We start from the raw sequence: 25,199 nt of genomic DNA, 5'->3' as shown, positions 1-25,199 counted from the left end.
CGGCAACCCTGATAAAATCGCGCGCCTTCACAGACCACTGACGTTTCAGGCAGCCGCCGCTTCACAGCCGGACTTGGCCGTCATGGTCGTTTTTACGAATCCCTCCCTCTTAAAGGCCTGGATCAATGAGCAAGCAACCCTCCCTGAGCTACAAGGACGCCGGTGTAGACATCGACGCCGGCGAAGCACTGGTCGAACGCATCAAGGGCGTGGCAAAACGCACCGCACGCCCTGAAGTCATGGGTGGCCTGGGTGGCTTCGGCGCCCTCTGCGAGATCCCGGCCGGCTACAAGCAGCCGGTGCTGGTCTCCGGCACCGACGGCGTCGGCACCAAGCTGCGCCTGGCACTGAACCTGAACAAGCACGACAGCATCGGCCAGGACCTGGTCGCCATGTGCGTCAACGACCTGGTGGTCTGCGGCGCCGAGCCGCTGTTCTTCCTCGACTACTACGCCACCGGCAAGCTGAATGTCGACGTGGCTGCCACCGTGGTCACCGGCATCGGCGCTGGCTGTGAACTGGCTGGCTGCTCCCTGGTCGGCGGCGAAACTGCCGAAATGCCGGGCATGTACGAAGGCGAAGACTACGACCTGGCCGGCTTCTGCGTCGGCGTCGTGGAAAAGGCCGAGATCATCGACGGCTCCAAGGTTGCCACCGGTGACGCGCTGATCGCCCTGCCGTCCTCCGGCCCGCACTCCAACGGCTACTCGCTGATCCGCAAGATCCTCGAAGTGTCCGGCACCGACATCGAGAACACCCAGCTCGACGGCAAGCCGCTGACCGACCTGCTGATGGCACCGACCCGCATCTACGTCAAGCCACTGCTGCAGTTGATCAAGAACACTGGCGCAGTCAAGGCCATGGCCCACATCACCGGTGGCGGCCTGCTGGACAACATCCCGCGCGTCCTGCCGAAGAATGCCCAGGCCGTGGTTGACGTGGCCAGCTGGCAGCGCCCGGCGGTGTTCGACTTCCTGCAGGAAAAAGGCAACGTCGACGAGCACGAGATGCACCGTGTGCTGAACTGCGGTGTCGGCATGGTCATCTGCGTGGCCCAGGATCAGGTCGAAGCGGCCCTGAACGAACTGCGCGCCGCCGGTGAGCAGCCTTGGGTCATCGGCCACATCGCCGAAGCCGCCGAAGGCGCCGCCCAGGTCGAACTGCAGAACCTCAAGGCACACTGATGCCGAGCAAGCCCTGCAATGTAGTGGTACTGCTGTCGGGTTCCGGCAGCAACCTGCAAGCCTTGATCGACAGTTGCCGTGCGCAGGACAGCCAAGTGCGCATCGCCGCGGTGGTCTCCAACCGCGCCGATGCCTATGGCCTGCAACGGGCCCAGGCGGTCGGTATCGACACCGTGGTGCTCGACCACACCCAGTTCGACGGCCGCGAAGCCTTCGATGCCGCGCTGATGGCGCGCATCGACGGCTTCACCCCGGACCTGGTGGTGCTGGCCGGCTTCATGCGCATCCTCAGTGGCGACTTCGTGCGCCACTACCAGGGCAGCCTGCTCAACATCCACCCGTCGTTGCTGCCCCGCTACAAGGGCCTGCATACCCACCGTCGGGCACTGGAGGCAGGCGACGCCGAGCATGGCTGCAGCGTACACTTCGTCACCGAGGAACTCGATGGCGGGCCTCTGGTCGTACAGGCTGTGGTACCGGTGCTGTCTGATGACACGGTGGAAAGCCTGGCCCAAAGGGTCCACCATCAGGAACACCAGATCTACCCGCTGGCGGTGCACTGGTTTGCCCAAGGGCGTTTGCGCCTGGGTGAACAGGGTGCGTTACTGGATGACCTGCCGCTGCCGGCCAGTGGTCACTTGATCCGACCCTAGGAGAACTTATGCGTCGCGCCCTGCTATTGGCTCTCACCGTGCTCGCCCTGCCCCTCCAGGCAGCTGACCTGAAGCCGTTCTCGGCAAGCTACACCGCAGACTGGAAGCAACTGCCCATGAGCGGCACCGCCGAGCGCAGCCTGGTCAAGAACAAGGACGGCAGCTGGAACCTTGATTTCAAGGCCTCCATGATGATCGCCAGCCTGACCGAGCAAAGCACCCTGCGCATGGACAACGACACCCTGCTGCCGCAGAAGTACCACTTCGAGCGCGGCGGCCTGGGCAAGGCCAAGACCGTCGACCTGACCTTCGACTGGAACGCCAAGAAGATCACCGGTACCGACCGCAAGGATGCCATCAACCTGCCGCTCAACCGCGGCGTGCTGGACAAGTCGTCCTACCAGCTGGCCCTGCAGCACGATGTGGCTGCCGGCAAGAAGAGCATGACCTACCAGGTGGTCGATGGCGACGAGATCGACAACTACGACTTCCGCGTGCTCGGCACCGAGAAAATCACCACCAAGACCGGCCAGGTCGAGGCGGTGAAGGTCGAGCGCGTGCGTGCCCCAGCCCAGAACAAGCGTGTCACCGAGCTGTGGTTCGCCAAGGACTGGGACTACCTGCTGGTGCAGTTGCGCCAGGTCGAGACCGATGGCAAAGAGTACGTGATCGTGCTGCAGAATGGCACGGTCGACGGCAAAACGGTGAAGGGTAACTGATCCGCTGCAGCCCGCAGTATCCGGAGCCCCGCCCTGTGCGGGGCTTCTTTTTGCCCTGCTTTCATGAAACTTGTTTCATGCCTGTTTTATTTACTTAGCCTGCTAACAAACTCTATAAAGGGGTTGTGCGACACAGTGTCGCAGTCAACTCAAAGCAGTGGAGTTTACCGATGACAGTCCAAGTAACCGAACGTGACGAATCGAGAATGTCCCACGAAGGCCTGGCCGCTGGCGTGCGGATCTGGGATGTGCACCAACAAGGCCAACTGGTAGGGATGTTCCACCAGGAACATGAAGCTCACCAGTACCGGGCAGAGCTCGAAGAGCTGGAAAACCAGCGCACCACGCAGTAACCCGAACCTTGATACAGTCTTCCAGTAAAAAACCCCGCCAAGGCGGGGTTTTTCGTGCTTACCACATCAGATCGTCTGGGATCTTGTAGGCTGCGTACGGATCGTCCTCGTCCGCTTCCTCGACATGGGTATTGAGCAGCAGAATGCGGCTCGGGTCGCGTTCCTGGATCTTCACCGCCGCCTCGCGCGGGATCACTTCGTAGCCGCCGGCATGCGACACGATGGCCAGCGCGCCGTTGCTCAGGCGGGTGCGCATCAGGGCGTTGACGGCAATGCGCTTGACCTTCTTGTCGTCGACGAAGTTGTAGTAGTCCTCGGTGGTCAGCTTGGGCAGGCGGGTGGCTTCGATCAACTGCTTGATCTGCGCCACGCGGGCCTTCTGCTCGGCCTTTTCCTGCTGCTGGCGATTCAGCTCCTGGTCACGTTTGGCCTTCTCGGCCATGGCTTCCTTGGCCATGCGCTGCTGGCTGTCGTCGACCTCGACCTGGCCTTTGTGCTCCATGCGCTTCTGTTTCTTTTCAGCTTTGTTGGTCTGCGAGACCTGTTTCTGGTTGACCAGACCGGCTTTGAGCAATTGGTCGCGAAGGGAAAGGCTCATGAATGTTCACTCACTTATGCAACAGCTCAGCCGCAGCTGGGCAGGTTCTTTTCCTGACGCTTGGCTTCACCCCAAAGGGCGTCCAGCTCGTCAAGGTTACAATGTTCAATCGGCCGGCCGCTGTCGCGCAATGCCTGTTCGATGAAGCGGAAACGCCGCTCGAACTTGCGGTTGGCGCGGCGCAGGGCGTTTTCCGGGTCTTGCTTGAGGTGGCGGGCCAGGTTTACGGCGGCAAACAGCAGGTCGCCGACTTCATCCTCGAGGGCGTCGGCGTCGTTGTCGGCCATGGCCTGCAACACTTCGTCGAGTTCCTCGCGCACCTTGTCCAGCACAGGCAGCGCCGCTGGCCAGTCGAAACCGACGGTGGCCGCGCGCTTCTGCAGTTTGGCCGCCCGCGACAGCGCCGGCAATGCCGTCGGTACGTCATCGAGCAGCGACAGTTGTTCAGGGGTGCTTTTCTCGGCACGCTCCTCGGCCTTGATCTCCTCCCAGCGTGACTTGACCTGGGCCTCGTTCAGGCTGGGGGTGTCCAGCGGCGCGTACAGCTCGCCCGTCGGGAATACGTGGGGGTGACGGCGGATCAGCTTGCGGGTGATGCTGTCGACCACGCCATCGAACTCGAAACGCCCTTCTTCCTGGGCCAGCTGGCTGTAGTAGACCACCTGGAACAACAGGTCGCCGAGCTCGCCCTGCAGGTGTTCGAAATCGCCGCGCTCGATGGTGTCGGCGACTTCGTAGGCCTCTTCGATGGTGTGCTGCACGATGCTCGCGTAGTTCTGCTTCAGGTCCCACGGGCAGCCGTACTGCGGGTCGCGCAGACGGGCCATGAGGTGCAGCAGGTCTTCGAGGGTGTAGGTCATGGTTAAGCAGGTCCTTCGGTGGTGCCTTCTTCGCGGGTAAGCCCGCTCCCACAAGATGGATGCAGGTTTCGAAATCTGCACCGTTCCTGTGGGAGCGGGTTTACCCGCGAAGCAGGCGCCGCGGCTTCAAGGGGTACGATTACGCCGCGTTTCGATGATGTTCGGCAACTGCGAAATCCTGCCCAGGAGGCGCCCCAGCGCATCCAGGCCCGGAATCTCGATGGTCAGCGACATCAGCGCGGTGTTGTCTTCCTTGTTCGAGCGGGTGTTGACCGCCAGCACGTTGATCTTCTCGTTGAGCAGAACCTGCGACACGTCGCGCAGCAACCCTGGGCGGTCGTAGGCGCGGATGACGATGTCGACCGGGTAGGTCTGCACCGGGATCGGCCCCCAACTGACCTGGATCATCCGCTCCGGCTCGCGCCCGGCCAGCTGCAGCGCCGAGGCGCAGTCCTGGCGGTGGATGCTGACGCCGCGGCCCTGGGTAATGTAGCCGACGATGGCATCGCCCGGCAGCGGCTGGCAGCAGCCGGCCATCTGCGTGAGCAGGTTGCCGACGCCCTGGATCTGGATGTCGCCACGCTTGCCGGTACGCGGGCCGGTAGGCTTGCGCGGCACCAGCTCAATCTGCTCGATGCGCTCGGGCTCAAGCAGTTGCTGGGCGGCGTTGACCAGGTGCGCCAGGCGCAGGTCACCGGCACCGAGCGAGGCAAACATGTCCTCGGCGGTCTTGACGTTGGTCTTCTCGGCCAGGCGTTCGAAGTCCACCTGCGGCAGGCCCAGGCGGCTGAGTTCGCGTTCGAGCAAGGTCTTGCCGGCAGCGACGTTCTGGTCACGCGCCTGCAGCTTGAACCAATGGACGATCTTGGCCCGGGCCCGCGAGGTGGTGACGTAGCCGAGGTTGGAGTTCAGCCAGTCACGGCTCGGGTTGCCGTGCTTGCTGGTGATGATCTCCACCTGCTCGCCGGTCTGCAGGCTGTAGTTGAGCGGCACGATGCGCCCGTTGATCTTGGCGCCACGGCAGTTGTGGCCGATCTCGGTGTGCACGCGGTAAGCGAAGTCCAGCGGCGTGGCACCCTTGGGCAGGTCGATGGCGTGGCCATCCGGTGTGAACACGTAGACCCGGTCGGGTTCGATATCGACCCGCAGCTGCTCGGCCAGGCCACCGATGTCGCCCAGCTCTTCATGCCATTCGAGCACCTGGCGCAGCCAGGAGATCTTCTCTTCGTAGTGGTTGGAGCTCGGCTTGACGTCGGTACCCTTGTAACGCCAGTGGGCGCAGACGCCGAGTTCGGCTTCCTCGTGCATGCCGTGGGTACGGATCTGCACTTCCAGCACCTTGCCCTCGGGGCCGATCACCGCAGTGTGCAGCGAGCGATAGCCGTTTTCCTTGGGGTTGGCGATGTAGTCGTCGAACTCCTTGGGGATGTGCCGCCACAGGGTGTGCACGATACCCAGCGCGGTATAGCAGTCACGCACCTCAGGCACCAGCACGCGCACCGCACGCACGTCGTAGATCTGGCTGAACTCCAGGCCTTTGCGCTGCATCTTGCGCCAGATCGAATAGATGTGTTTCGCCCGACCGCTGATATCGGCCTTGACCCCGGTGGCCAGCAATTCGTTCTGCAGCTGGTTCATCACGTCGCTGATGAAGCGCTCACGGTCCAGTCGGCGCTCGTGCAACAGCTTGGCGATCTGCTTGTACTGGTCAGGCTCCAGGTAGCGGAAGGACAGGTCTTCCAGCTCCCATTTGATGTGGCCGATGCCCAGCCGGTGGGCCAGCGGCGCATAGATGTCGAACACCTCGCGCGCCACGCGCAGGCGCTTTTCGTCATCAGCGGACTTCACCGCCCGGATCGCACAGGTACGCTCGGCCAGCTTGATCAGCGCCACGCGTACGTCGTCGACCATGGCCACGAGCATCTTGCGCAGGTTCTCGACCTGCGCCTGCGAGCCCAGCACCAGCGACTGGCGCGGGCTGAGACTGGCGCTGATGGCGGCCATGCGCAGCACGCCGTCGATCAGCTTGGACACCACCGGGCCAAAGCGCTGACCGACTTCGGCCAGGGTCACCTTGCCTTCACGGACCGAGCGATAGATCACCGCCGCGACCAACGAATCCTGGTCGAGCTTGAGGTCGGCGAGGATTTCAGCGATTTCCAGACCGGCCTGATAACTGGACGTTCCATCGGCCCACGAATGCTTGGCAGGGTTGCCCTTCTTTTCGATTTCCTGGGTGAACTCGCAGGCTTCTTTCAGCGCCACGCGATCCAGTGCCGAATCGACGCTCACCACATGATCCAGCCATGCTTCGAGATTGATACTGCCGTCCGTGTTGACCGGCTGGTGCACTCTCACCTGTACCATCTTTGTTTTACCTTTCCATACAGCGCACCACACGGGTGCGCTGGCTATCACCGTGCAGCTTCGCGTCCGTGGAAGCCGCACCAAGGGGCCAGCCTGCTAGCCCGCTTCGAATAACGCCATGGCTTCGACATGCGCCGTCTGAGGAAACATGTCGAGAATCCCGGCCCTTTTTAACCGGTACCCCTGGCCGACCAGCACCTGGGCGTCTCGCGCCAGCGTGGCCGGGTTGCACGATACATACACCAAGCGCTTGGCGTTGAGGCGGGCGATACCTTGCACCACCTCGTATGCACCGTCGCGCGGTGGATCCAAGAGTACCGCAGAAAAGCCCTCGGCGGCCCATCCGGCGCCTGCCAAAGGCTGCGATAAATCGGCCTGAAAAAACGCGGCGTTATGCACATCGTTGTTCCGGGCATTGGCCGCGGCCCGATCGACCATGGCCTGTACACCTTCCACCGCCACCACTTCACGTGCCTGACGCGCCAGCGGCAGGGCGAAGTTGCCCAGGCCGCAGAACAGGTCCAGCACACGCTCGTCAGCTTGCGGTGCGAGCCAGGCCAGGGCCTGCTCGATCATTGCCGTGTTGACCTGGGCGTTGACCTGGACGAAATCGCCCGGGCGCCAGGCCAGTTCCAGTTGCCAGGGTGCCAGGGCAAAGCCCAGTTTCGCCTCGGCATCCACAGGGGCCGGCTCACCTTCGCCCTGCAGCCAGAGCTGGGCCTTGGCCTCGTCACAGAATGCCTGCAAGCGCGCCAGGTCGTCCGCCGGCAGCGGCGCCACATGGCGCACGAGCACGGCTTCGGCGGTACCACTGAACAGCTCCACATGGCCGATCGCCTGCGGTTTGCCCAGCGAGCGCAGCACGGTCGGCAAGTGGCGAAGAATAGATTGCAAAGGCTGTACCAGCACGGCGCAGTCATCGATGGAGACAATTTCCTGGCTGGCTTCGGCGCGGAAGCCGACATCCAGGTGCTTTGCCTTCACGTCCCAGCGCACGGCCACCCGCGCCCGGCGCCGGTAGCCGAATTCCGGCCCGCTCAGGGGCGCGGCCCATTCTTCGGGCTGCACGCCGGCTACCCGTTGCAGCTGTTCGGCCAGGGTGCGCTGCTTGAGCGCCAGCTGGGCGTCGTGCGGCAGGTGCTGCAGGTTGCAGCCGCCGCACCGCTCGTAGTGCCGGCACGGTGCCTGACGGCGTTCGGGGCTGGCTTGCAGCACACGCTCCAGGCGCGCCTCGACGACCTTGCCGCGAGCATTGAGCACCCGCGCCTCGACCGCTTCACCGGCCAACGCGCCACTGACGAACCAGGTGCGCCCCTCCAGGAAGGCGATGCCGCGGCCGTCACCGGCCAGGCGCTCGATATCCAGGCGCTGCTTCTTGCCCACGGGGACCTGGGGCGTACGGTTGCCGCCGGCCGGCTGGAAGCGCAGGCCGCTGTTGCTTTTCTTCTTGGACATTTAGCTCGGGTCAAACAGGCCGGTGGACAGATAACGGTCGCCGCGGTCACAGATGATCGCGACCATCACGGCGTTTTCCACTTCGCGGGACAGGCGCAGCATGGCTGCCACCGCACCACCGGAAGACACGCCACAGAAAATGCCCTCTTCGCGCGCGAGGCGGCGAGTGGTGTCCTCGGCCTCCTGCTGGGACATGTCCATCACGCGGTCGACGCGGGTGGCATCGAAAATCTTTGGCAGATACTCCTCGGGCCAGCGACGGATCCCCGGAATGGCCGAGCCCTCCATCGGTTGCAGGCCAACGATTTGCACGTTGGGGTTCTGTTCCTTGAGGTACTGCGAGCAGCCCATGATGGTACCGGTGGTCCCCATGGAACTGACGAAATGGGTAATGGTGCCCTGGGTCTGCTGCCAGATTTCCGGGCCGGTGCTGGTGTAGTGGGCGATCGGGTTGTCGCCGTTGGCGAACTGGTCGAGGACCAGGCCGCGGCCCTCGGCCTGCAACTTCTCGGCGAGGTCGCGGGCACCTTCCATGCCCTCTTCCTTGGTTACCAGAATCAGCTCGGCGCCGTAGGCGGTCATGGCTGCCTTGCGTTCGGCGGTGGAGTTGTCGGGCATGATCAGGATCATCTTGTAACCCTTGATCGCCGCCGCCATCGCCAGAGCGATGCCGGTATTGCCGGAGGTGGCTTCGATCAGGGTGTCGCCTGGCTTGATCTGGCCGCGCAGTTCGGCGCGGGTGATCATCGACAGTGCCGGACGGTCCTTCACCGAGCCGGCGGGATTGTTACCTTCGAGCTTGAGCAGGAGGGTATTGCTGGTTTCGCCAGCGATGCGCTGCAGGCGAACCAGGGGCGTATTGCCGACGCAATCGGCGATGGTTGGGTACTGCAAGGTCATGGCGTATTTCACAATCCGGACGGCAGGGGTGCCTATCATACCGGCAAACACTTCCCGGCCATATCACGCAATCTGTGGTCGCTATAGCTACAAGCTATAAGCGGTAAGCTACGAGCAGCTTATCGCTGTCTCTGTTGGCGCGGGCTTGTCCCGCGAAGGGGCCGGCACATGAAGCGGCAGCCTCATGCACAGCCGCAGCCCGCGCTTGCCATTCTCCGCCCACAAGGTCCCGCCCTGACGCTGGATCGCACTGCGGGCAATGCTCAGCCCCAGGCCAAATCCGCCATCCCCCGGTCGTGAGCCATCGAGTCGGGAGAACGGTGCAAAGATCCGCTCCAGGTCTTCATCGGCCACACCCCCGCCCTCATCCTCCAGCCACAAACGCCAATACCCGCCCTCGCGCTGCCCACCCAACCGCACCAGGCCGTTTTCCGGCGAATGGCGGATGGCGTTGCGCAGCATGTTCTCCACGGCCTGGGCCAGGTGGTTGAGGTTGCCCTGCACCCAGCAATTGCCCGGCAGCTCGCAGCGCAACCGCTCGGCCGACCAGCCGCTTTCATAGCTGGCGTCCTCGGCCAGCAGGTCCCACAGCGCCTGAACCTGGATCGGCTCAAGGTTCATCGGCGTACGCTCGGCATCCTGCCAAGCCAGCTGCAGCGTGTTCTCGACCAGCTGTTGCATGCAGTCCACCTCACGCCCCAGGCGCTCACGCAGGCGCGCAAGGTCGGTCTCGCCGTCGCAGGCCACACGCAGGCGGCTGAGCGGAGTACGCATTTCGTGGGACAGGTCTCGCAGCAGTTGCTGCTGCATCACCACAGTGCCTTGAAGTCGCTCGGCCATCTGATCGAAGGCTCGGGCCAGCTCGCCCAGCTCGTCGTGGCGGGCTGTGGTACGGGAATCCAGGCGTGCCGAAAGCTGGTCGGCGCGCCAGGCATTGGCCTGCTCGCGCAGTTGATTGAGCGGGACGATCAGCATGCGGTACAGGCCGACGCACAGCAGCAAGGTGAACAGGCCGGGAATGATGCCATTGGTGACGACCTGCCAGGCAAACCGATATTGGCCAGGATTGAGCCGTTGCGGCAGCTCGATCACCAGCATGCCCTGCTCCGGCGCACCGGGGAACGGAAGGCGCAACCAAGGCTGGTCGACGCTGCGCCGGCTCATCGGCCAGTCGACGCCCCGCAGACGGGTGAGCCGCTGCATGATCTCGGGGCCGAGAATGGCGCTGTCCATTGGCCGCAGATTCAGGTCGAGCACACCGATCCAGACATGCTCACGCTGGTGCATCGCCGCCACCCAGCGGTCCAGCCCTTCACGCCCGCCGCCGCGCCAGGCCTTTTCCGCCTCGCTGGCATAGTCGCGCAGTACCTGGCGGGCCGACGGGTCAAGAAAGGCGTTCTGGGTCTCCATATGACGGCCCCAGGTGTAGCTGAGGCCGATCATCAGCAGGCAGAACCCCACCAGCAGAATGGCCAGCTTCCAGAACAGCGAGTGGCGATCGAGCATGGCTTACTCCGCTTCGCCAGCACTGAGCACGTAGCCTTTGCCCCACACAGTGCGGATCTGCCGCTCGTGGTAATCGATACCCTTGAGCTTGCGGCGAATCTGGCTGATGTGCATGTCGAGGCTACGGTCATGCCGCGAGTAGCCGCGCTGCAGCACCTGCTGATAAAGGAAGGGCTTGCTCAGCACTTCATCGACATTACGGTAAAGGATGTCGAACAGGCGGAATTCGCTCGGCGTCATGCCGGCCGGCTGACCGCCCAGGCTGACGTCGCACAGGTCCTCGTCGAAGTACAACTCGTCTCCGGCGACCTCCAGCGGCGGCTGATGACGTCGCTCAAGGGCGACCCGACGCAGTATCGCCTCGATCCGCACTTGCAGCTCGGCCATGCTGAAGGGCTTGGGCAGATAATCGTCGGCACCACGCTGGAAGCCGCTGATGCGGTCGGCCTCGGCGCCCAACGCCGACATCAGGATCACTGGCGTGGCGCTATGCTGGCGCAGCCGGGCCAGGGCATCCAGGCCATTGAGGCCAGGCAGCAGGATATCCATCAGTACCACGTCAAAGCGTTGCCGACCGGCCGCCTCCAGGCCATCCAGGCCATTGCGGCACCAGGTGACCTGGAAGCCGCCCCGCTGCAGCTCTTCGTGCAGGTACGCACCCAGGACCAGATCGTCCTCGATCGCCAGGATGCGGGAGGTGTAATTAGCTACAGGATTCATTGGCAACTGCCATCCATTCTCAGTTGCGCAATTATTGTGCATGCTCTCCTTCCAGGCAACCGCCCTGCGACCAATGCCTTGGCCAGGCAACGAAATGACATTCAATGGGTGCATTAGCGCAGCCAGCGGAGTAACTTTCCGCTTTGTTCCGTCGCTGCGACGACGGCGTCCAGGCACATCACAGGAGGCGAGTGTGCTCGATCGTTTGGGAATCAGAAGCCGGGTGCTGCTGCTGGCACTGCTGCCGGCCAGCCTGATGGCACTGGTGCTGGGCAGCTATTTCACCTGGCTGCAGCAGGACCAGTTGCGCACCCAGTTGCTGCAGCGCGGCAAGATGCTCGCCGAGCAGCTGGCACCGCTGGCCGCACCGGCCCTGGCACGGCAGGCACCCGCCCAGCTGGAGCGCATCGCCGCGCAGACCCTGGAGCAGGCCGACGTGCGCGCCGTGGCATTCCTCGCCCCCGACCGCAGCCGCCTGGCCCATGCCGGGCCGAGCATGATCAACCAGGCCCCCAGCGGCGGCACCGGCACCCAGTTGCTGCAGCGCACCGGCAACGACGCCACCCGTTACCTGATGCCGGTGTTCGGCCACCACCGCGACCTGGCCACCGATGCCGTACCGGCCGAGGCCGAGCGCCTGCTGGGCTGGGTCGAGATCGAGCTGTCCCACGACGGCACGTTGTTGCGCGGCTACCGCAACCTGTTCACCAGCGTGTTGCTGATCCTCGCCTGCCTGGCCCTCAGTGGCCTGCTGGCGATGCGCATGAGCCGCACCATCAATGACCCGATCGCACGCATCAAGCGTGCGGTCAACCAGCTCAAGGACGGCCACCTCGACGAACGCCTGCCGGCCATGGGCAGCCATGAACTGGACGAACTGGCCCGCGGCATCAACCGCATGGCCGAAACCCTGCACGGCGCCCACGAGGAGCTGCAGCACAGCATCGACCAGGCCACCGAGGACGTGCGCCAGAACCTGGAAACCATCGAGATCCAGAACATCGAATTGGACATGGCGCGCAAGGAGGCCCTGGAGGCCAGCCGCATCAAGTCGGAGTTCCTGGCCAACATGAGCCACGAGATCCGCACGCCGCTCAATGGCATCCTCGGCTTCACCCACCTGCTGCAGAAGAGCGAGATGACCCCGCGGCAGCTGGACTACCTGAGCACCATCGAGAAGTCCGCCGACAACTTGCTGGGGATCATCAACGAGATCCTCGACTTCTCCAAGATCGAGGCCGGCAAACTGGTGCTCGACAGTATCCCGTTCAACTTGCGCGACCTGGTCCAGGACACCTTGACCATCCTCGCCCCCGCCGCCCACGCCAAACAGCTCGAACTGCTCAGCCTGATCTACCGCGACACGCCAACGTCGCTGATCGGCGACCCGTTGCGGCTGAAACAGATCCTCACCAACCTGGTGAGCAACGCGATCAAGTTCACCCGCGAAGGCACCATCGTCGTCAGGGCCATGCTCGAGGACGAACAGGATGACTGCGCCCAGCTGCGCATCAGCGTGCAGGACACCGGCATAGGCCTGTCGCCCCAAGACGTGCGCACCCTGTTCCAGGCGTTCAGCCAGGCCGACAACTCGCTGGCCCGCCAGCCCGGCGGTACCGGCCTGGGGTTGGTGATTTCCAAGCGCCTGATCGAGCAGATGGGCGGCGAGATTGGCGTCGACAGTACACCGGGTGAAGGCTCGCAGTTCTGGATCAGCTTGAGCCTGCCCAAGGCCCACGACGACATCGAGGAGCAACCGCTGCAACCATTGCTGGGGCGCAGAGCGGCCATTGTCGACGGCCATGAGCTGGCCCGCCAGGCCCTGGAGCACCAGCTCGAGGACTGTGGCCTGAGCGTCAGCCTGTTCGCCTCCTATGATCAGTTGCTGCAGGGTGTGCAGGCGGGCTTCCAGGCCGGCTTGCCTTTCGAGTTCGCGGTACTTGGCGCCAACCTCGGCACACTTTCGCCGGAGCAGCTCGGTCAGTACAACCAGCAGCTGGAGCGTTTGCACTGCCAGTGCGTGGTGCTGTGCCCGACCACCGAGCAGGCGCTGTACCACCCCTTCCTGCCTAACGGTCATGGTCAGTTGCTGTCCAAACCGACCTGCACGCGCAAATTGCGCCGCCTGCTGCAGGAGCTGGTGCAACCACGCCGGCCGCTGGCCGAACCGGCACTGGCCAGCAGCGGCCAACGCCTGGCGAAGATACTGTGCGTCGACGACAATGCCGCCAACCTGCTGCTGGTGCAGACGCTGCTCGAAGACCTGGGCGCCGAAGTGCTGGCAGTCGACAACGGCCATGCCGCCGTGCAGGCGGTTCAGGCCGAGCCTTTCGACCTGGTGCTGATGGACGTGCAGATGCCCGGCATGGACGGACGGGCCTGCACCGAGCAGATCCGCCTGTGGGAAAAGACCCAGAGCGGCAGCCCGCTGCCGATCGTCGCCCTGACGGCCCATGCCATGGCCAACGAGAAACGTGCCTTGTTGCACAGCGGCATGGACGATTACCTGACCAAGCCGATCAGCGAGCGACAGTTGGCCCAGGTGGTCATGAAATGGACCGGGCTGAGCCTGGGCGCGTCGCCACTGGAGCATGCCAACGAGCCGCATGGCGACAACCATGAGCTGCCGGTGCTGGACCCGGACGAAGGCTTGCGCCTGGCCGCCGGCAAGCCAGACCTGGCTGCCGACATGCTGGCCATGCTGCTGGCGTCGCTGGAAAGCGACCGCCAGGCGATTCGCGCTGCGCGTGAAGCGGATGACCCGTCGACATTGATCGAGCAGGTGCACCGGCTCAACGGCGCCTCGCGCTATTGCGGCGTGCCCCAGCTGCGCGCGGCGTGTCAGCGCAGCGAGACCCTGCTCAAGCAGGACAGCCCGCAGGCACAGCAGGCGCTGGATGAGCTGGATGCGGCCATCTACCGCCTGGCTGCGCAGGCCTTGTAGGAGCGGCCTTGCCGGGGCGCTCCTACACAAAGCCTGCATTATCAATCAGCAAATACGAGGCCTCACCATGCGCGTTCTGTTGTTCAGCAGCCAGCACTACGACCAGGAAAGCTTCACCCAGGCCGCCCAAGGCAGCGCCCTTGACCTGCACTTCCAGCCCACCCGCCTGACCCTCGACACCGCCCCTCTGGCCCAGGGCCACGAGGTCGTCTGCGCCTTCATCAACGACGAACTCGACGCCCAGGTACTGCAGCGCCTGGCCACTGGCGGCACGCGGCTGATCGCCCTGCGCTCGGCCGGCTACAACCATGTCGACCTGGCCGCCGCTCAGCGCCTTGGCCTGGCGGTGGTGCGCGTGCCGGCCTATTCACCGCATGCCGTGGCCGAGCACGCCGTAGCCCTGATCCTGGCGCTCAATCGCCGCCTGCACCGGGCCTACAACCGCACCCGCGAAGGCGACTTCACCCTCCACGGGCTGACCGGCTTCGACCTGCATGGCAAGACCGTCGGCGTGGTCGGCACCGGCCAGATTGGCGCGGCCTTCGCCCGTATCATGGCCGGCTTCGGCTGCCAGCTGCTGGCGTATGACCCCTACCCCAACCCAGAGCTGCTGGCCCTGGGGGCCCGCTACCTGGACCTGCCCGATCTGCTGCGCGAAGCGCGAATCATCAGCCTGCACTGCCCGCTGACCGAGCACACCCGGCACCTGATCAATGCGCAAAGCCTGAACCAGTTGCAGCCAGGCGCCATGCTGATCAACACCGGCCGCGGTGCGCTGGTCGACACGCCGGCGCTGATCGATGCCCTGAAAAGCGGCCAGCTCGGCTATCTGGGCCTGGATGTGTATGAAGAGGAAGCCCAGCTGTTTTTCGAGGACCGTTCCGACCTGCCGCTGCAGGATGATGTGCTGGCGCGGTTGCTGACCTTCCCCAACGTGATCATCACCGCACACCAGGCATTCCTGACCCGCGAAGCACTGGACGCCATCGCCGCCACCACCCTGGACAACATCATCCGCTGGGCGGCGGGTAATCCGCAGAATCTGGTCACCGGTTGATGCTAGGATACGCGGCATTTCTGGAGGACCCATGGTCGAGCACGATTTCCGCTACACCCTTTTCAACCCGCAACACACCTTGATCGAGTGCCGCGCCCTGGTTCCGGGCCGTTACCAGGTGACCGGCAACGGTGGCTCGATGCACAAGGGCGACGTCCTGATCGTGACCCTCAAGGGCAGCAAGGACCTGGCCATGCGCCTGACCGTGGAAAGCGTGCGCCACCTGATCAACCCACGCGGCCAGTGGGTTGCCGTGGCCAGCGGCCCGGTGTTCAACGAGCTGGAAATTCTCACCTGGAAGGTCGAGTGCGACAGCTGCGACGCGGTGCTGGACTTCGAGTTCGCCGTCGACGCCAAACTTGGCAAGGCAGCCCGTCAGCCGGCTGCCAGCGCCCGTATCGCCGAACTGGGCTGGGCCAGCCGTAGCGACAAGCACCTGTGCCCGCGTTGCCAGGAGAGCGCCGAGTGAAGAATCTGCTGACCGGTGTGCTGATTGCCACCGGCCTGCTCGGCTGTGCTGCCGAACCTTCGAAGCTGCAGCAGGAGCGCAGCTACGTACTGGAGTGGATCGGCGAGCGTCCGCTGATCGACTATAGCCACCTGACCCTGACCCTGGCCAGCGATGGCCGCGCCTACGGCAATGCCGGCTGCAACCACTGGTTTGCGCCGTATACGCTGGACGGTGAGCACCTGAGCTTCGGCAAGGTCGGCAAGACCCGTAAACTGTGTGCCCCGGCGTTGATGGAGCAGGAAAAACGCTTCTTGCAGGCGCTGGAGACCGTACAGCGCTGGGATGTGTCGCCGGTCGAGCAGATGCGCTTCTGGCCGGCCGAAGGCAAGCCACTGCGCTTCTGGCCTGAAGAAGGCTGAAAATGTTTGGGGCCGCATTGCGGCCCCAAATGCATCAGGCGCCTTTGAGCGCCTTGATCTTGGCCTGCAGCCCTTCCAGGGTCTGCTCGCCCAGCAATTGCTCACGCACCTTGCCCTTGTCATCGATGATGTAGGTCACCGGCAGCGCCTCGCTGCGTGGCAGGTCATAACGCTCGGCCGGGTCCTGCGCCAGCACGGTGAAACCGATGCCCAAGGCCTCCGCGGCCTGCTTCAGTTCCGGGCCCTGCAGGCCATCGAAGTTCACCCCGACCACCTTGATGCCATCGGCCGCCCATTGCTTGGCGGCCTGGTTCAGTTCAGGTACCTCGGTACGGCATGGGCCACACCATTCGGCCCAGTAATTGAGCACTACCCAGTGCCCGTCGATCTGTTCCGCCTTTACTGCCTTACCATCTTGGTCCACGCCGTAATCGGCACCGCAACCACCGAGCAACAGGCTCGCGGTGATGGCCAGTACTGCTGCCAGACGCCTTGCCATGGGTCAATCCTTCTCGAAGTTTCAAGCAAATAGGTCAGTCGCTGCGGTTAGAATAGCCGCCACACCCAGCTGGATGCGACCCGACATGACTGACTTGACGCTCTATCATAACCCGCGCTGCTCGAAATCCCGCGGCGCGCTGGAACTGCTTGAACAACGTGGCCTGGCACCGACCATCGTGCGCTACCTGGAAACCCCGCCAGACGCAGCCACCCTCAAGGCCCTGCTCGGCAAGCTGGGTATCGCCCCGCGCCAGCTGCTGCGCAGCGGCGAAGACGAATACAAGGCCCTGGACCTGGGCAACCTGGTGCTGACCGACGCGCAACTGATCGACGCCATGGTCCAGCACCCCAAGCTGATTGAACGCCCCATCCTGATCGCCGGTGACAAGGCCGTGATCGGCCGCCCGCCAGAGAAGGTGCTGGAGATCCTGCCGTGAGTGCGCCTTACATCCTGGTGCTGTATTACAGCCGTCACGGCTCGACCAGCGAAATGGCCCGGCACATCGCCCGCGGCATCGAGCTGGCCGGCATGGAAGCGCGCTTGCGCACAGTGCCGGCGATTTCCACCGAGTGCGAAGCGGTGGCCCCAGACATCCCGGCCAGCGGCGCGCTGTACGCCACCCTCGACGACCTGCGTCACTGCGCCGGCCTGGTGCTGGGCAGCCCGACCCGCTTCGGCAACATGGCCGCACCGCTGAAGTACTTCCTCGATGGCACCAGTAGCCTGTGGCTGGGTGGCGAACTGGTCGGCAAACCGGCTGGCGTGTTCACCTCCACCGCCAGCCTGCACGGCGGCCAGGAGACCACCCTGCTGTCGATGATGCTGCCGCTGATGCACCACGGCATGCTGGTGATGGGCCTGCCTTACAGTGAATCGGCACTGCTGGAGACCCGCGGTGGCGGCACTCCCTACGGCGCCAGCCACCATGCCGGTGCCGATGGCAAGCGCGAGCTGGACCAGCACGAGATCGCTTTGTGCCGCGCCCTTGGTCAACGCCTGGCGACCACCGCCAAGGCCCTGGAGGCCGCGCGTGGCTAAAAAGCCCAAGGTATTGCCAGCACTCGAATGGCTGGCACCGCGGCTGCGCCTGACGCGGGCGTTGAGCCTGGCCTGTTTCTTTGGCCTGATCGCGCTGCTGGTGGTGAACAACCTGTGGTTCGCCAACCTGCATGGGGCGCGGGTCGAAGTGATCCTGGCGATCGAACTGGTGCCTCTGCTGCTGTTGCTGCCGGGCATGCTGATGGGCAGTGCCCGGGCGCATGCCTGGACCTGCTTCGTGGTGAATATCTATTTCATCAAGGGCGTGCTGGCGGCGTTCGACCCGGCGCGTGCAGTGTTTGGCTGGGTGGAAGTGCTGGTGAGCCTGGGGTTGTTCATTGCCGGGCTGCTGTATGTGCGCTGGAAATTCCAGTTCGAACGGCGCATGGCGGGCGAAGGGAGTTAACTTCTTCGCGGGCACGCCCGCTCCCACAGGGACTGCGGTGCACTTGAGGCCTGAGCTGTACTTGTGGGAGCGGGCATGCCCGCGAAGAAGGCAACACTGATCTCAATGGTTGACGGTATGCGCCAGCATCACCGACAACTGGCACAGCGGCCGCCCGCTCTCTGCGTGCCATTGATTGAACGCTTGCTGCACCAGGGCCAGGTCACGCTGGCTGGTCGGCTGCTTGTCGATCACCTTCTGTGCAATCAACGCCGCCGCCATGTCTTCGGTAGGGATGAAGGTATCCTTGCCGACCATGCGCAGGAAGCGCGGCGCCGACAACCCGCCCAGCTGGTTACCGTGCTTGGCCAGGTACTTCCACAGCCCGACGATGTCGCTCTCCGGCCAGTCGGCAATGAACGCGCCGAAGCTACCCTTCTCCTTCGCCACATCGAGGATCATCTGCGCATTGCGCGGCACGCTCTTGAGCTTGCCCAGGTGACGGATGATGCGCTCGTCGTGCATCAACCGCTCCAGGTGCTCGGCGCCCATCAGCACCACCTTTTCCGGGTCGAAGCCGAAGAACACTTGCTCGAACGCTGGCCACTTGGCATCCACCAGGCTGTGCTTGAGCCCGGCGCGGAACACGCGCAGGGCCAGGGTCGACAGGTAGCGGTCGTCAGCGATGTCGCGCAGCTGCGCTGGCGTGCGCGGCTGCGGCAGGAAGGCTTCCAGCGCCTCGGCCGAGCCAAAGCGGTTCAGGCAGTACGCGTACAGCCACTGGTAATCGCGCATGGCCTCAGATGTTTACCACGTCGAGGAAACGCGGTGTGGCGTTCTCGTCGATCTTCAGGCTGGTGAAATCGAACAGGTTGCGGTCGGCCAGCTGCGACGGCGCCACGTTCTGCATGGCGCGGAAGATGCTTTCGGTGCGGCCCGGGTGCTTGCGCTCCCATTCCACCAGCATGTCCTTGACCACCTGGCGCTGCAGGTTCTCCTGCGAGCCGCAGAGGTTGCACGGGATGATCGGGAATTCCTTCATGTCCGAGTAGGCCTGGATGTCCTTCTCGCTGCAGTAGGCCAGCGGGCGGATCACCACGTTGCGGCCGTCGTCGGCGCGCAGCTTCGGCGGCATGCCCTTGAGCGCGCCGTTGAAGAACATGTTGAGGAAGAAGGTTTCGACGATGTCGTCGCGGTGGTGCCCCAGGGCCATCTTGGTCGCACCGATTTCATCGGCGAAGGTGTAAAGGGTGCCACGGCGCAGGCGCGAGCACAGCGAGCAGGTGGTCTTGCCCTCGGGCACCAGCTCCTTGACCACCGAGTAGGTGTCCTTCTCGACAATGTGGTACTCGACGCCCAGCTCCTTGAGGTAGGCCGGCAGCACATGTTCGGGGAAGCCCGGCTGCTTCTGGTCCATGTTCACCGCGACGATCTCGAACTTGATCGGTGCCACCTTCTGCAGGTGCAACAGAACGTCGAGCATGGTGTAGCTGTCCTTGCCGCCAGACAGGCAGACCATGACCTTGTCGCCCTCTTCGATCATGTTGTAGTCGGTGATGGCTTCGCCAGCGAGACGACGCAGGCGTTTTTGCAGTTTGTTCTGGTTGACCGAGAGGGTGCCCATAGCGCTTGGATCCGCGAGGTGTGACAAAAGCCGGCTATTTTACGCACAAACCACGCGCACCTGTAGGGATTCCGATAAAGACTTCAAGGGAATCAACAACGGCCCTGACAGCGCAATTTGCTCTAAAAAGCACGGTTTGTGCAGGGATTGGCTTCCTATACTGCGACATAAGGCCACATTACCGTTCTGCTTCGGTGTCCTGGCCTCGGGCCGCTTGCGCTCCATGTGGGGGGCGATTGGCAACATTGAGAGGAGTGACCGGCATGATTCATCACGTTGTGGGGCTGTTTACCCATCCCGACCAGGAATGGCGGGAGATTCGTGGCGAAGAAGAAAGCATCAGCCACATGTACCTGACTCATACACTCATCTTGGCGGCGATTCCCGCCATTTCGGCCTTTATCGGCACAACCCAGGTGGGCTGGGTGATCGGCGGCAGACCGGCGGTGATGCTGACCATGGACAGCGCGATCTGGATGAGCATCATGTCCTACGTGGCGATGCTCGCCGGGGTGGCGGTGATGGGTGCCTTCATCCACTGGATGGCCCGTACCTACGATGCCAACCCGTCCATGGCGCAATGCATCGCCTTTGCCACCTATACCGCCACCCCGCTGTTCCTAGGTGGCCTGGCGGCGCTCTATCCGCACCTGTGGCTGGGCATGCTGGTGGGGACCGCTGCCATTTGCTACACCGTGTACCTGCTGTATGTCGGCTTGCCGACGTTCATGAACATACCGTCAGATGAAGGCTTCCTGTTCTCCAGCTCCGTGCTGGCAGTGGGCCTCGTGGTGCTGGTGGCGATCATGGCTGCAACCGTGATCATCTGGGGTTTGGGCGTGGGGCCCGTGTACACCAACTAGATCAGATCCAGCCAACATAGGGCATCAAGCCAGGGGCCGCCGCAAGGCGGCCTTTGTCTTTATCACGATGCCTGCCTGCTGACCGGTGGCTCGGCAACCGCGACAGGCATCCGGCATAATGCCCGGTCAGGAGAACCACCCCGCCATGCCCGAGCTGCTCAAACAACGCGTCGAAACCTGTTACCAGCAAGCCGAAGCCTTCTTCAAACGCCCCTTCCCGCGCCCGGAAGTCAGCTTCAAGCTGCGCGGCCAGAAGGCCGGCGTCGCCCATTTGCACGAGAACCTGCTGCGCTTCAACCTGCAGCTGTATCGCGAGAACCAGGACGACTTCCTACGCCAGACCGTGGCCCATGAAGTGGCGCACCTGGTGGCCCACCAACTGTTTGGTGACCGCATCCAGGCCCATGGCGAGGAGTGGCAGCTGATCATGCGCGGGGTGTATGAACTGCCGCCGAATCGCTGCCACAACTATGCAGTGCAGCGGCGGGTGGTGACCCGCTACATCTACCGCTGCCCATGCCCGGAGGGTGATTTCCCGTTTACCGCGCAGCGGCACAAGCTGGTGCGCCAGGGGCGGCGCTACTTGTGCCGGCGCTGCCGGGGGATATTGGTGTACAGCGGCGAAACCCGCGTCGAATAGGCAGGCACAAGAAAGGCGACCCAAGGGTCGCCTTCTTTTTTACCGCGTCAGGATCAACGCACCGGGGTTTCTGCAACGCCCAGGTCATCGGTAGGTACCGACAACTCCAGCGGCGCGCCACCGGAAGCCAGCTCGGAGGCCAGCTTGTCGTCGTCCATCTCCTTCACCCACTTGGCCACGACCACGGTGGCCACGGCGTTGCCGACCAGGTTGGTCAGTGCGCGGGCTTCGGACATGAAGCGGTCGATACCGAGGATCAGCGCCAGGCCGGCAACCGGCAGGTGGCCGACGGCCGACAGGGTGGCAGCCAGCACGATGAAGCCCGAACCGGTCACGCCGGCAGCACCTTTGGACGCCACCAGCAGCACCAGCAGCAGGGTGATCTGGTGGGTGATGTCCATGTGGGTGTCGGTGGCCTGGGCGATGAACACCGCGGCCATGGTCAGGTAGATCGAGGTACCGTCGAGGTTGAACGAATAACCGGTCGGGATCACCAGGCCGACGACCGACTTCTTGGCACCCAGGCGCTCCATCTTGGCCAGCATGCGCGGCAGGGCCGATTCCGAGGAGGAAGTGCCCAGCACGATCATCAGCTCTTCACGGATGTAGCGGATCAGCTTGAGCACACTGAAACCGTGAGCGCGGCAGATACCGCCCAGCACCACCAGCACGAACAGCAGGCAGGTGATATAGAAGCAGGCCATCAGGTAGCCCAGTTGCACCAGCGAACCCACGCCGTACTGGCCGATGGTGAACGCCATGGCGCCGAAGGCACCGACCGGGGCCAGCTTCATGATCATGTTGATGATGTTGAACATCACATGGGCGAAGCGATCGATCAGGTCCAGCACCGGCTTGCCGTAGCTGCCCAGGCGGTGCAGGGCGAAACCGAAGATCACCGAGAACATCAGCACTTGCAGGATGTCGCCGTTGGCGAAGGCACCCACCACGGTGTTGGGGATGATGTTGAGCAGGAAGCCGACGGTGGTCTGCTGTGCGCCGGCGGCGGCGTAGGCGGCCACGCTGCTGGCGTTCAGGGTGCTGACGTCGATGTGCATGCCCGCGCCCGGCTGGACCACGTTGACGACAACGAGGCCGATGATCAGGGCGATGGTGGAGACGATTTCAAAGTACAACAGCGCGTAGCCGCCAGTCTTGCCGACCGACTTCATGCTCTGCATGCCGGCGATGCCGCTGACCACGGTACAGAAGATGATGGGCGCGATGACCATCTTGATCAGTTTGACGAAACCATCACCCAAAGGCTTAAGGGCGACGCCGGTTTCGGGGTAGAAGTGGCCGAGCAGGATGCCGATGGTGATGGCGACCAACACCTGGACATACAGGGATTTGTACAGCGGCTGACGTGTCGTCATGGCTCATTTTTCCTCAAGTGTGCCGGCTTCACCCTTCCCAGGGTGTGCAAGCACCTGAATCGCTAACCCTCCTGCACCTGGAGGGATTTGTCGTTGTGTTCGAGCTGCCTGGGCAGGCCTCTGCCAGTGAGATAGCAAGGGCGATGCCAAAATGCCCATCTTGGGTGCAGCGCTAATGTTTACGGGCTGTAAATGCCCAACGACGGGGCGAATTTTCTGAGGAAAGGTGGCGGATTTCCGCCCGGTGGCGGGAAATGTACAAAGGAAATGGCGGGAATCCGCCCGAGTCGCTAATGCCTGTGCCGGCCCTTTCGCGGCTAAGGCCACACAGGGATAGCACCAGGCTCAAATACGGTGAGGTCCCTGTGGGAGCGGCTTTAGCCGCGAAAGGGCCGGCATTGCAACCGATCAATCAAGGTGCAACGTGATGCAGAAGACGGCCCCGCCCAACGTGGATTCATCAAGGGTCAGCTCGGCGTCATAGCTGTCGACGATATCTTTGACCACCGCCAGGCCAATGCCCTGCCCCGGGTGCTGCCGGTCCAGCCGTTCACCGCGCTCGAGAATCCGCTCACGCTGGTCAGCCGGTACCCCGGGGCCGTCGTCCTCGATGCACAGTGTCAGCGTGCCGGGCGCCTCCCGCAGGCTCACCCGCACGTGCCCCAGGCTCAGCCGGTAGGCGTTCTCCAGCAGATTGCCCAGCAGCTCCAGCAACGCGCCCTGCTCCATCGGCACATGCGCCTGCGCAGGCACATCCAGCTCGACCTCGACCCGCTTGTCGCGATAGACCTTGGTCAAGGTGCTGCACAAGCTCTCCAGCACCGGCAGCAGCAGCACGCTGTGGCGCACCAGGCCGCTCTTGCGCAGGCTGGCGCGCTGAAGCTGGTAATCGATCTGCTGGCTCATGCGCTCGATCTGGCTCTGCAGCACCCGCGCCTGCTCGCGCTCGCCGGCACGCTGCTGCATGCTCTCGCCCACGCCCTGCAATACTGCCAGCGGGGTCTTCAGGCTGTGCGCCAGGTCGCCCAACGAATCGCGGTAACGGGTGCGTTGTTCGCGCTCGCTACTCAACAAGCGGTTCAACGAGCGGGTCAGGCGCAGCAGTTCACGCGGGTGCTCACCACTGAGGCCATCACGTGCACCAGACTCCACCTCATCCAGCTCAGTGCTCAACCGGCGCAGCGAACGCAGCCCCCAGGTCAGGCCGGCCCAGAGCAGCGCCAGCAGGGCCAGCAAGGCCGCGCCAAAGCCCAGGTAGAGCTTTTCGCGCAGGCCATTGAGCGTGGCCTTGTATTCACTCACCGGCTGCAGTGCCACGATGCTGTAGGCCGCGCTCTGGCCGCCGAGCAGCTTGATCTCGACGTCATAGACGAAAAACTCTTCGCCATCGTTCTGATGGATACGGGCGAACTCATTGCCACGCCCGTCGTAGCGCGGGCGGTAATTGATGTGCCGGTCGGCGGTGGCGCGCGAATGCCAGACCAGGTTGCCGTCACGGTCGAAGATGTAGCCCAGCAGGCCGGTGTACGGCAGGTTGTAGCGCTCGTCCGGCAGCAATTCGGGCATCTGCAACTGGCCGTGCTCGATGCGCGCGGCGGATATCAGCGTGGTCACATCCGAAGCCAGGCGCTGCTCGATCGATTCCTTCAGGGCCAGGCTGAAAGCCTTCTGCAAGGCAGGCAGCAGCCCCAGCATGAACAGCAGCGCCAGCACTGCCGCCGCGAGCATCAGCCGCACCCGCAGCGAGCGGATCATCGGCAGCGCTCGGTGAACAAGTAGCCGAGGCCGCGCACCGTGTCGATCGGCTTGAAACCACTCTCGCCCTCGAGCTTGCGGCGCAGGCGGCCGACCAGCACCTCGATGACGTTGGGGTCACGCTCCTCGTCGCCGGGATAGAGCTGCTCCATCAGGCGGTCCTTGGCCACCACTTGCTGGTGATGACGCATGAGGTACTCGAGGATGCGGTACTCGTAGGCCGTCAGTGCCAGCGGCTGCTCATCCAGGGTTGCCTGTTTGCGATTGAGGTCCAGCACCAGGGGGCCGGCGGCGATGGTCGACTGGGTGAAACCGCTGGAGCGACGCAGCAAGGCGTTCAGGCGCGCTTCGAGTTCCTCGAACTGGAACGGCTTGACCAGATAGTCGTCGGCACCGGCAGCCAGGCCTTCGACCTTGTCCTGCCAGTTGCCACGGGCGGTGAGAATGAGGATGGGAAAGGTCTTGCCCTGGCTGCGCAGGCGGCCGATCAGCTCGAGACCGCTGATGCCAGGCAGGCCCAGGTCGACGATGGCCAGGTCGAAATGGAAGTGTTCGACCTGGTACAGCGCTTCTTCGGCATTGGCCACGGCTTCGACCACATGGCCGCTTTCACCCAGGCGTGTGAGGAGGTGGTGCCGCAGCAGGGCTTCGTCCTCGACCACCAGCAATTTCATTCAAGACTCCTCTTTAATGTGTTGCCTGTGCTGGCCTCTTCGCGGCGGTTCGACGCCTCGATAAACCCGCTCCCACAGCGATCGCACAATCTTCGAAACTTGTGCAGTCCCTGTGGGAGCGGGTTCACCCGCGAAAGGGCCAGTACAGGATAACCC

26 protein-coding genes are annotated in these 25,199 nt (G+C 63.6%); 13 read left to right on the top strand and 13 right to left on the bottom strand.

The window, feature by feature from the left end:
* The first annotated feature begins 125 nt into the window (after positions 1 to 125).
* The 4 genes from purM (at position 126) to J7573_RS15345 (ending at position 2,909) form a co-directional block, all read left to right on the top strand.
* On the top strand, positions 126 to 1,184 hold the full coding sequence (purM, locus tag J7573_RS15360; protein WP_027918086.1) for a phosphoribosylformylglycinamidine cyclo-ligase: 1,059 nt from the start codon (positions 126 to 128) through the stop codon (positions 1,182 to 1,184).
* Entirely contained in the window at positions 1,184 to 1,837 is a 654-nt protein-coding gene (gene purN / locus J7573_RS15355; RefSeq protein ID WP_294336715.1) for a phosphoribosylglycinamide formyltransferase, read from the top strand. Before purM ends, purN begins: the two co-directional genes overlap by 1 nt.
* A gap of 8 nt (positions 1,838 to 1,845) precedes the next feature.
* Complete coding sequence (locus tag J7573_RS15350; protein ID WP_294336712.1) at positions 1,846 to 2,556, top strand: DUF3108 domain-containing protein; 711 nt, start codon at positions 1,846 to 1,848, stop codon at positions 2,554 to 2,556.
* Positions 2,557 to 2,726: 170 nt separating this feature from the next.
* Positions 2,727 to 2,909 (top strand): hypothetical protein, encoded by a 183-nt coding sequence (locus J7573_RS15345; RefSeq protein WP_294336708.1) that lies wholly within the window; start codon positions 2,727 to 2,729, stop codon positions 2,907 to 2,909.
* 58 nt (positions 2,910 to 2,967) lie between these two features.
* Here J7573_RS15345 and J7573_RS15340 read toward each other — a convergent pair whose 3' ends face one another.
* The 7 genes from J7573_RS15340 to J7573_RS15310 form a co-directional block, all read right to left on the bottom strand.
* Complete coding sequence (locus tag J7573_RS15340) at positions 2,968 to 3,507, bottom strand: DUF2058 domain-containing protein (protein WP_294336705.1); 540 nt, start codon at positions 3,505 to 3,507, stop codon at positions 2,968 to 2,970.
* A 26-nt stretch (positions 3,508 to 3,533) separates the two neighbouring features.
* A complete protein-coding gene (gene mazG / locus J7573_RS15335) occupies positions 3,534 to 4,367 on the bottom strand; it encodes a nucleoside triphosphate pyrophosphohydrolase (protein WP_294336702.1) in 834 nt (277 codons plus the stop codon).
* Between the two features lie 126 nt (positions 4,368 to 4,493).
* A complete protein-coding gene (relA, locus tag J7573_RS15330; protein WP_079226867.1) occupies positions 4,494 to 6,734 on the bottom strand; it encodes a GTP diphosphokinase in 2,241 nt (746 codons plus the stop codon).
* Between the two features lie 96 nt (positions 6,735 to 6,830).
* On the bottom strand, positions 6,831 to 8,189 hold the full coding sequence (gene rlmD, locus J7573_RS15325; protein ID WP_159409203.1) for a 23S rRNA (uracil(1939)-C(5))-methyltransferase RlmD: 1,359 nt from the start codon (positions 8,187 to 8,189) through the stop codon (positions 6,831 to 6,833).
* Positions 8,190 to 9,089 carry a cysteine synthase CysM gene (cysM, locus tag J7573_RS15320; RefSeq protein WP_103449500.1) on the bottom strand — a complete coding sequence of 300 codons (900 nt, stop codon included), beginning with the start codon at positions 9,087 to 9,089 and terminating at the stop codon, positions 8,190 to 8,192.
* Between the two features lie 108 nt (positions 9,090 to 9,197).
* A complete protein-coding gene (locus J7573_RS15315; protein ID WP_294336695.1) occupies positions 9,198 to 10,595 on the bottom strand; it encodes a sensor histidine kinase in 1,398 nt (465 codons plus the stop codon).
* A gap of 3 nt (positions 10,596 to 10,598) precedes the next feature.
* The gene (locus J7573_RS15310) at positions 10,599 to 11,315 is read right to left on the bottom strand and encodes a response regulator transcription factor (protein WP_294336693.1); all 717 of its coding nucleotides are present in this window, start codon (positions 11,313 to 11,315) and stop codon (positions 10,599 to 10,601) included.
* A 193-nt stretch (positions 11,316 to 11,508) separates the two neighbouring features.
* On the opposite strand from J7573_RS15310, the gene J7573_RS15305 reads away from it, so the two are divergent.
* The 4 genes from J7573_RS15305 (at position 11,509) to J7573_RS15290 (ending at position 16,186) form a co-directional block, all read left to right on the top strand.
* On the top strand, positions 11,509 to 14,259 hold the full coding sequence (locus J7573_RS15305) for a response regulator (protein WP_294336688.1): 2,751 nt from the start codon (positions 11,509 to 11,511) through the stop codon (positions 14,257 to 14,259).
* Between the two features lie 67 nt (positions 14,260 to 14,326).
* Positions 14,327 to 15,316, top strand: coding sequence for a 2-hydroxyacid dehydrogenase (locus tag J7573_RS15300; RefSeq protein WP_294336686.1), 990 nt, complete (start codon positions 14,327 to 14,329; stop codon positions 15,314 to 15,316).
* Positions 15,317 to 15,347: 31 nt separating this feature from the next.
* On the top strand, positions 15,348 to 15,785 hold the full coding sequence (locus J7573_RS15295; protein WP_294336684.1) for a hypothetical protein: 438 nt from the start codon (positions 15,348 to 15,350) through the stop codon (positions 15,783 to 15,785).
* Positions 15,782 to 16,186 (top strand): META domain-containing protein, encoded by a 405-nt coding sequence (locus J7573_RS15290; protein WP_110638815.1) that lies wholly within the window; start codon positions 15,782 to 15,784, stop codon positions 16,184 to 16,186. The genes J7573_RS15295 and J7573_RS15290 overlap by 4 nt, the downstream gene beginning before the upstream one ends.
* A gap of 34 nt (positions 16,187 to 16,220) precedes the next feature.
* On the opposite strand, the gene J7573_RS15285 is transcribed toward J7573_RS15290, so the two are convergent.
* Positions 16,221 to 16,685 carry a TlpA disulfide reductase family protein gene (locus J7573_RS15285; protein WP_294336681.1) on the bottom strand — a complete coding sequence of 155 codons (465 nt, stop codon included), beginning with the start codon at positions 16,683 to 16,685 and terminating at the stop codon, positions 16,221 to 16,223.
* Positions 16,686 to 16,770: 85 nt separating this feature from the next.
* Here J7573_RS15285 and arsC point away from each other — a divergent pair, with 85 nt between their 5' ends.
* Genes arsC through J7573_RS15270 form a run of 3 tightly spaced genes read left to right on the top strand, consistent with a single transcriptional unit; the run spans position 16,771 to position 18,132 of the window.
* A complete protein-coding gene (gene arsC / locus J7573_RS15280) occupies positions 16,771 to 17,124 on the top strand; it encodes an arsenate reductase (glutaredoxin) (RefSeq protein ID WP_294336677.1) in 354 nt (117 codons plus the stop codon).
* Positions 17,121 to 17,726 (top strand): NAD(P)H:quinone oxidoreductase, encoded by a 606-nt coding sequence (gene wrbA / locus J7573_RS15275; RefSeq protein WP_016501124.1) that lies wholly within the window; start codon positions 17,121 to 17,123, stop codon positions 17,724 to 17,726. Before arsC ends, wrbA begins: the two co-directional genes overlap by 4 nt.
* A complete protein-coding gene (locus J7573_RS15270) occupies positions 17,719 to 18,132 on the top strand; it encodes a DUF2069 domain-containing protein (RefSeq protein ID WP_294336642.1) in 414 nt (137 codons plus the stop codon). Before wrbA ends, J7573_RS15270 begins: the two co-directional genes overlap by 8 nt.
* Before the next feature lie 102 nt (positions 18,133 to 18,234).
* Here the strand turns inward: J7573_RS15270 and J7573_RS15265 are convergent, their stop codons facing one another.
* Together J7573_RS15265 and ttcA are read right to left on the bottom strand one after the other, a co-directional pair.
* Positions 18,235 to 18,906, bottom strand: coding sequence for a DNA-3-methyladenine glycosylase I (locus J7573_RS15265; protein WP_294336640.1), 672 nt, complete (start codon positions 18,904 to 18,906; stop codon positions 18,235 to 18,237).
* Between the two features lie 4 nt (positions 18,907 to 18,910).
* Positions 18,911 to 19,735 (bottom strand): tRNA 2-thiocytidine(32) synthetase TtcA, encoded by an 825-nt coding sequence (ttcA, locus tag J7573_RS15260; RefSeq protein WP_294336639.1) that lies wholly within the window; start codon positions 19,733 to 19,735, stop codon positions 18,911 to 18,913.
* A gap of 263 nt (positions 19,736 to 19,998) precedes the next feature.
* Here ttcA and J7573_RS15255 point away from each other — a divergent pair, with 263 nt between their 5' ends.
* Both J7573_RS15255 and J7573_RS15250 read left to right on the top strand, forming a co-directional pair.
* Positions 19,999 to 20,598 carry a Yip1 family protein gene (locus J7573_RS15255; protein WP_054885573.1) on the top strand — a complete coding sequence of 200 codons (600 nt, stop codon included), beginning with the start codon at positions 19,999 to 20,001 and terminating at the stop codon, positions 20,596 to 20,598.
* A 145-nt stretch (positions 20,599 to 20,743) separates the two neighbouring features.
* Positions 20,744 to 21,238 carry a SprT family zinc-dependent metalloprotease gene (locus J7573_RS15250; protein WP_110638820.1) on the top strand — a complete coding sequence of 165 codons (495 nt, stop codon included), beginning with the start codon at positions 20,744 to 20,746 and terminating at the stop codon, positions 21,236 to 21,238.
* A gap of 53 nt (positions 21,239 to 21,291) precedes the next feature.
* Here J7573_RS15250 and J7573_RS15245 read toward each other — a convergent pair whose 3' ends face one another.
* From J7573_RS15245 to J7573_RS15235, 3 genes are all read right to left on the bottom strand, one after another.
* Positions 21,292 to 22,614, bottom strand: a complete 1,323-nt coding sequence (locus J7573_RS15245; RefSeq protein ID WP_060509215.1) for a dicarboxylate/amino acid:cation symporter — start codon at positions 22,612 to 22,614, stop codon at positions 21,292 to 21,294.
* 408 nt (positions 22,615 to 23,022) lie between these two features.
* Entirely contained in the window at positions 23,023 to 24,369 is a 1,347-nt protein-coding gene (locus tag J7573_RS15240; protein WP_294336631.1) for an ATP-binding protein, read from the bottom strand.
* Positions 24,366 to 25,043 carry a response regulator transcription factor gene (locus tag J7573_RS15235; RefSeq protein ID WP_294336628.1) on the bottom strand — a complete coding sequence of 226 codons (678 nt, stop codon included), beginning with the start codon at positions 25,041 to 25,043 and terminating at the stop codon, positions 24,366 to 24,368. The genes J7573_RS15240 and J7573_RS15235 overlap by 4 nt, the downstream gene beginning before the upstream one ends.
* Positions 25,044 to 25,199: the final 156 nt, after the last annotated feature.

This window comes from Pseudomonas sp. (genome assembly GCF_017744435.1).
Lineage (GTDB): Bacteria > Pseudomonadota > Gammaproteobacteria > Pseudomonadales > Pseudomonadaceae > Aquipseudomonas.
Note: the sequence above shows the minus strand (reverse complement) of the source record. Positions and strands in the feature narration are given on the sequence as shown.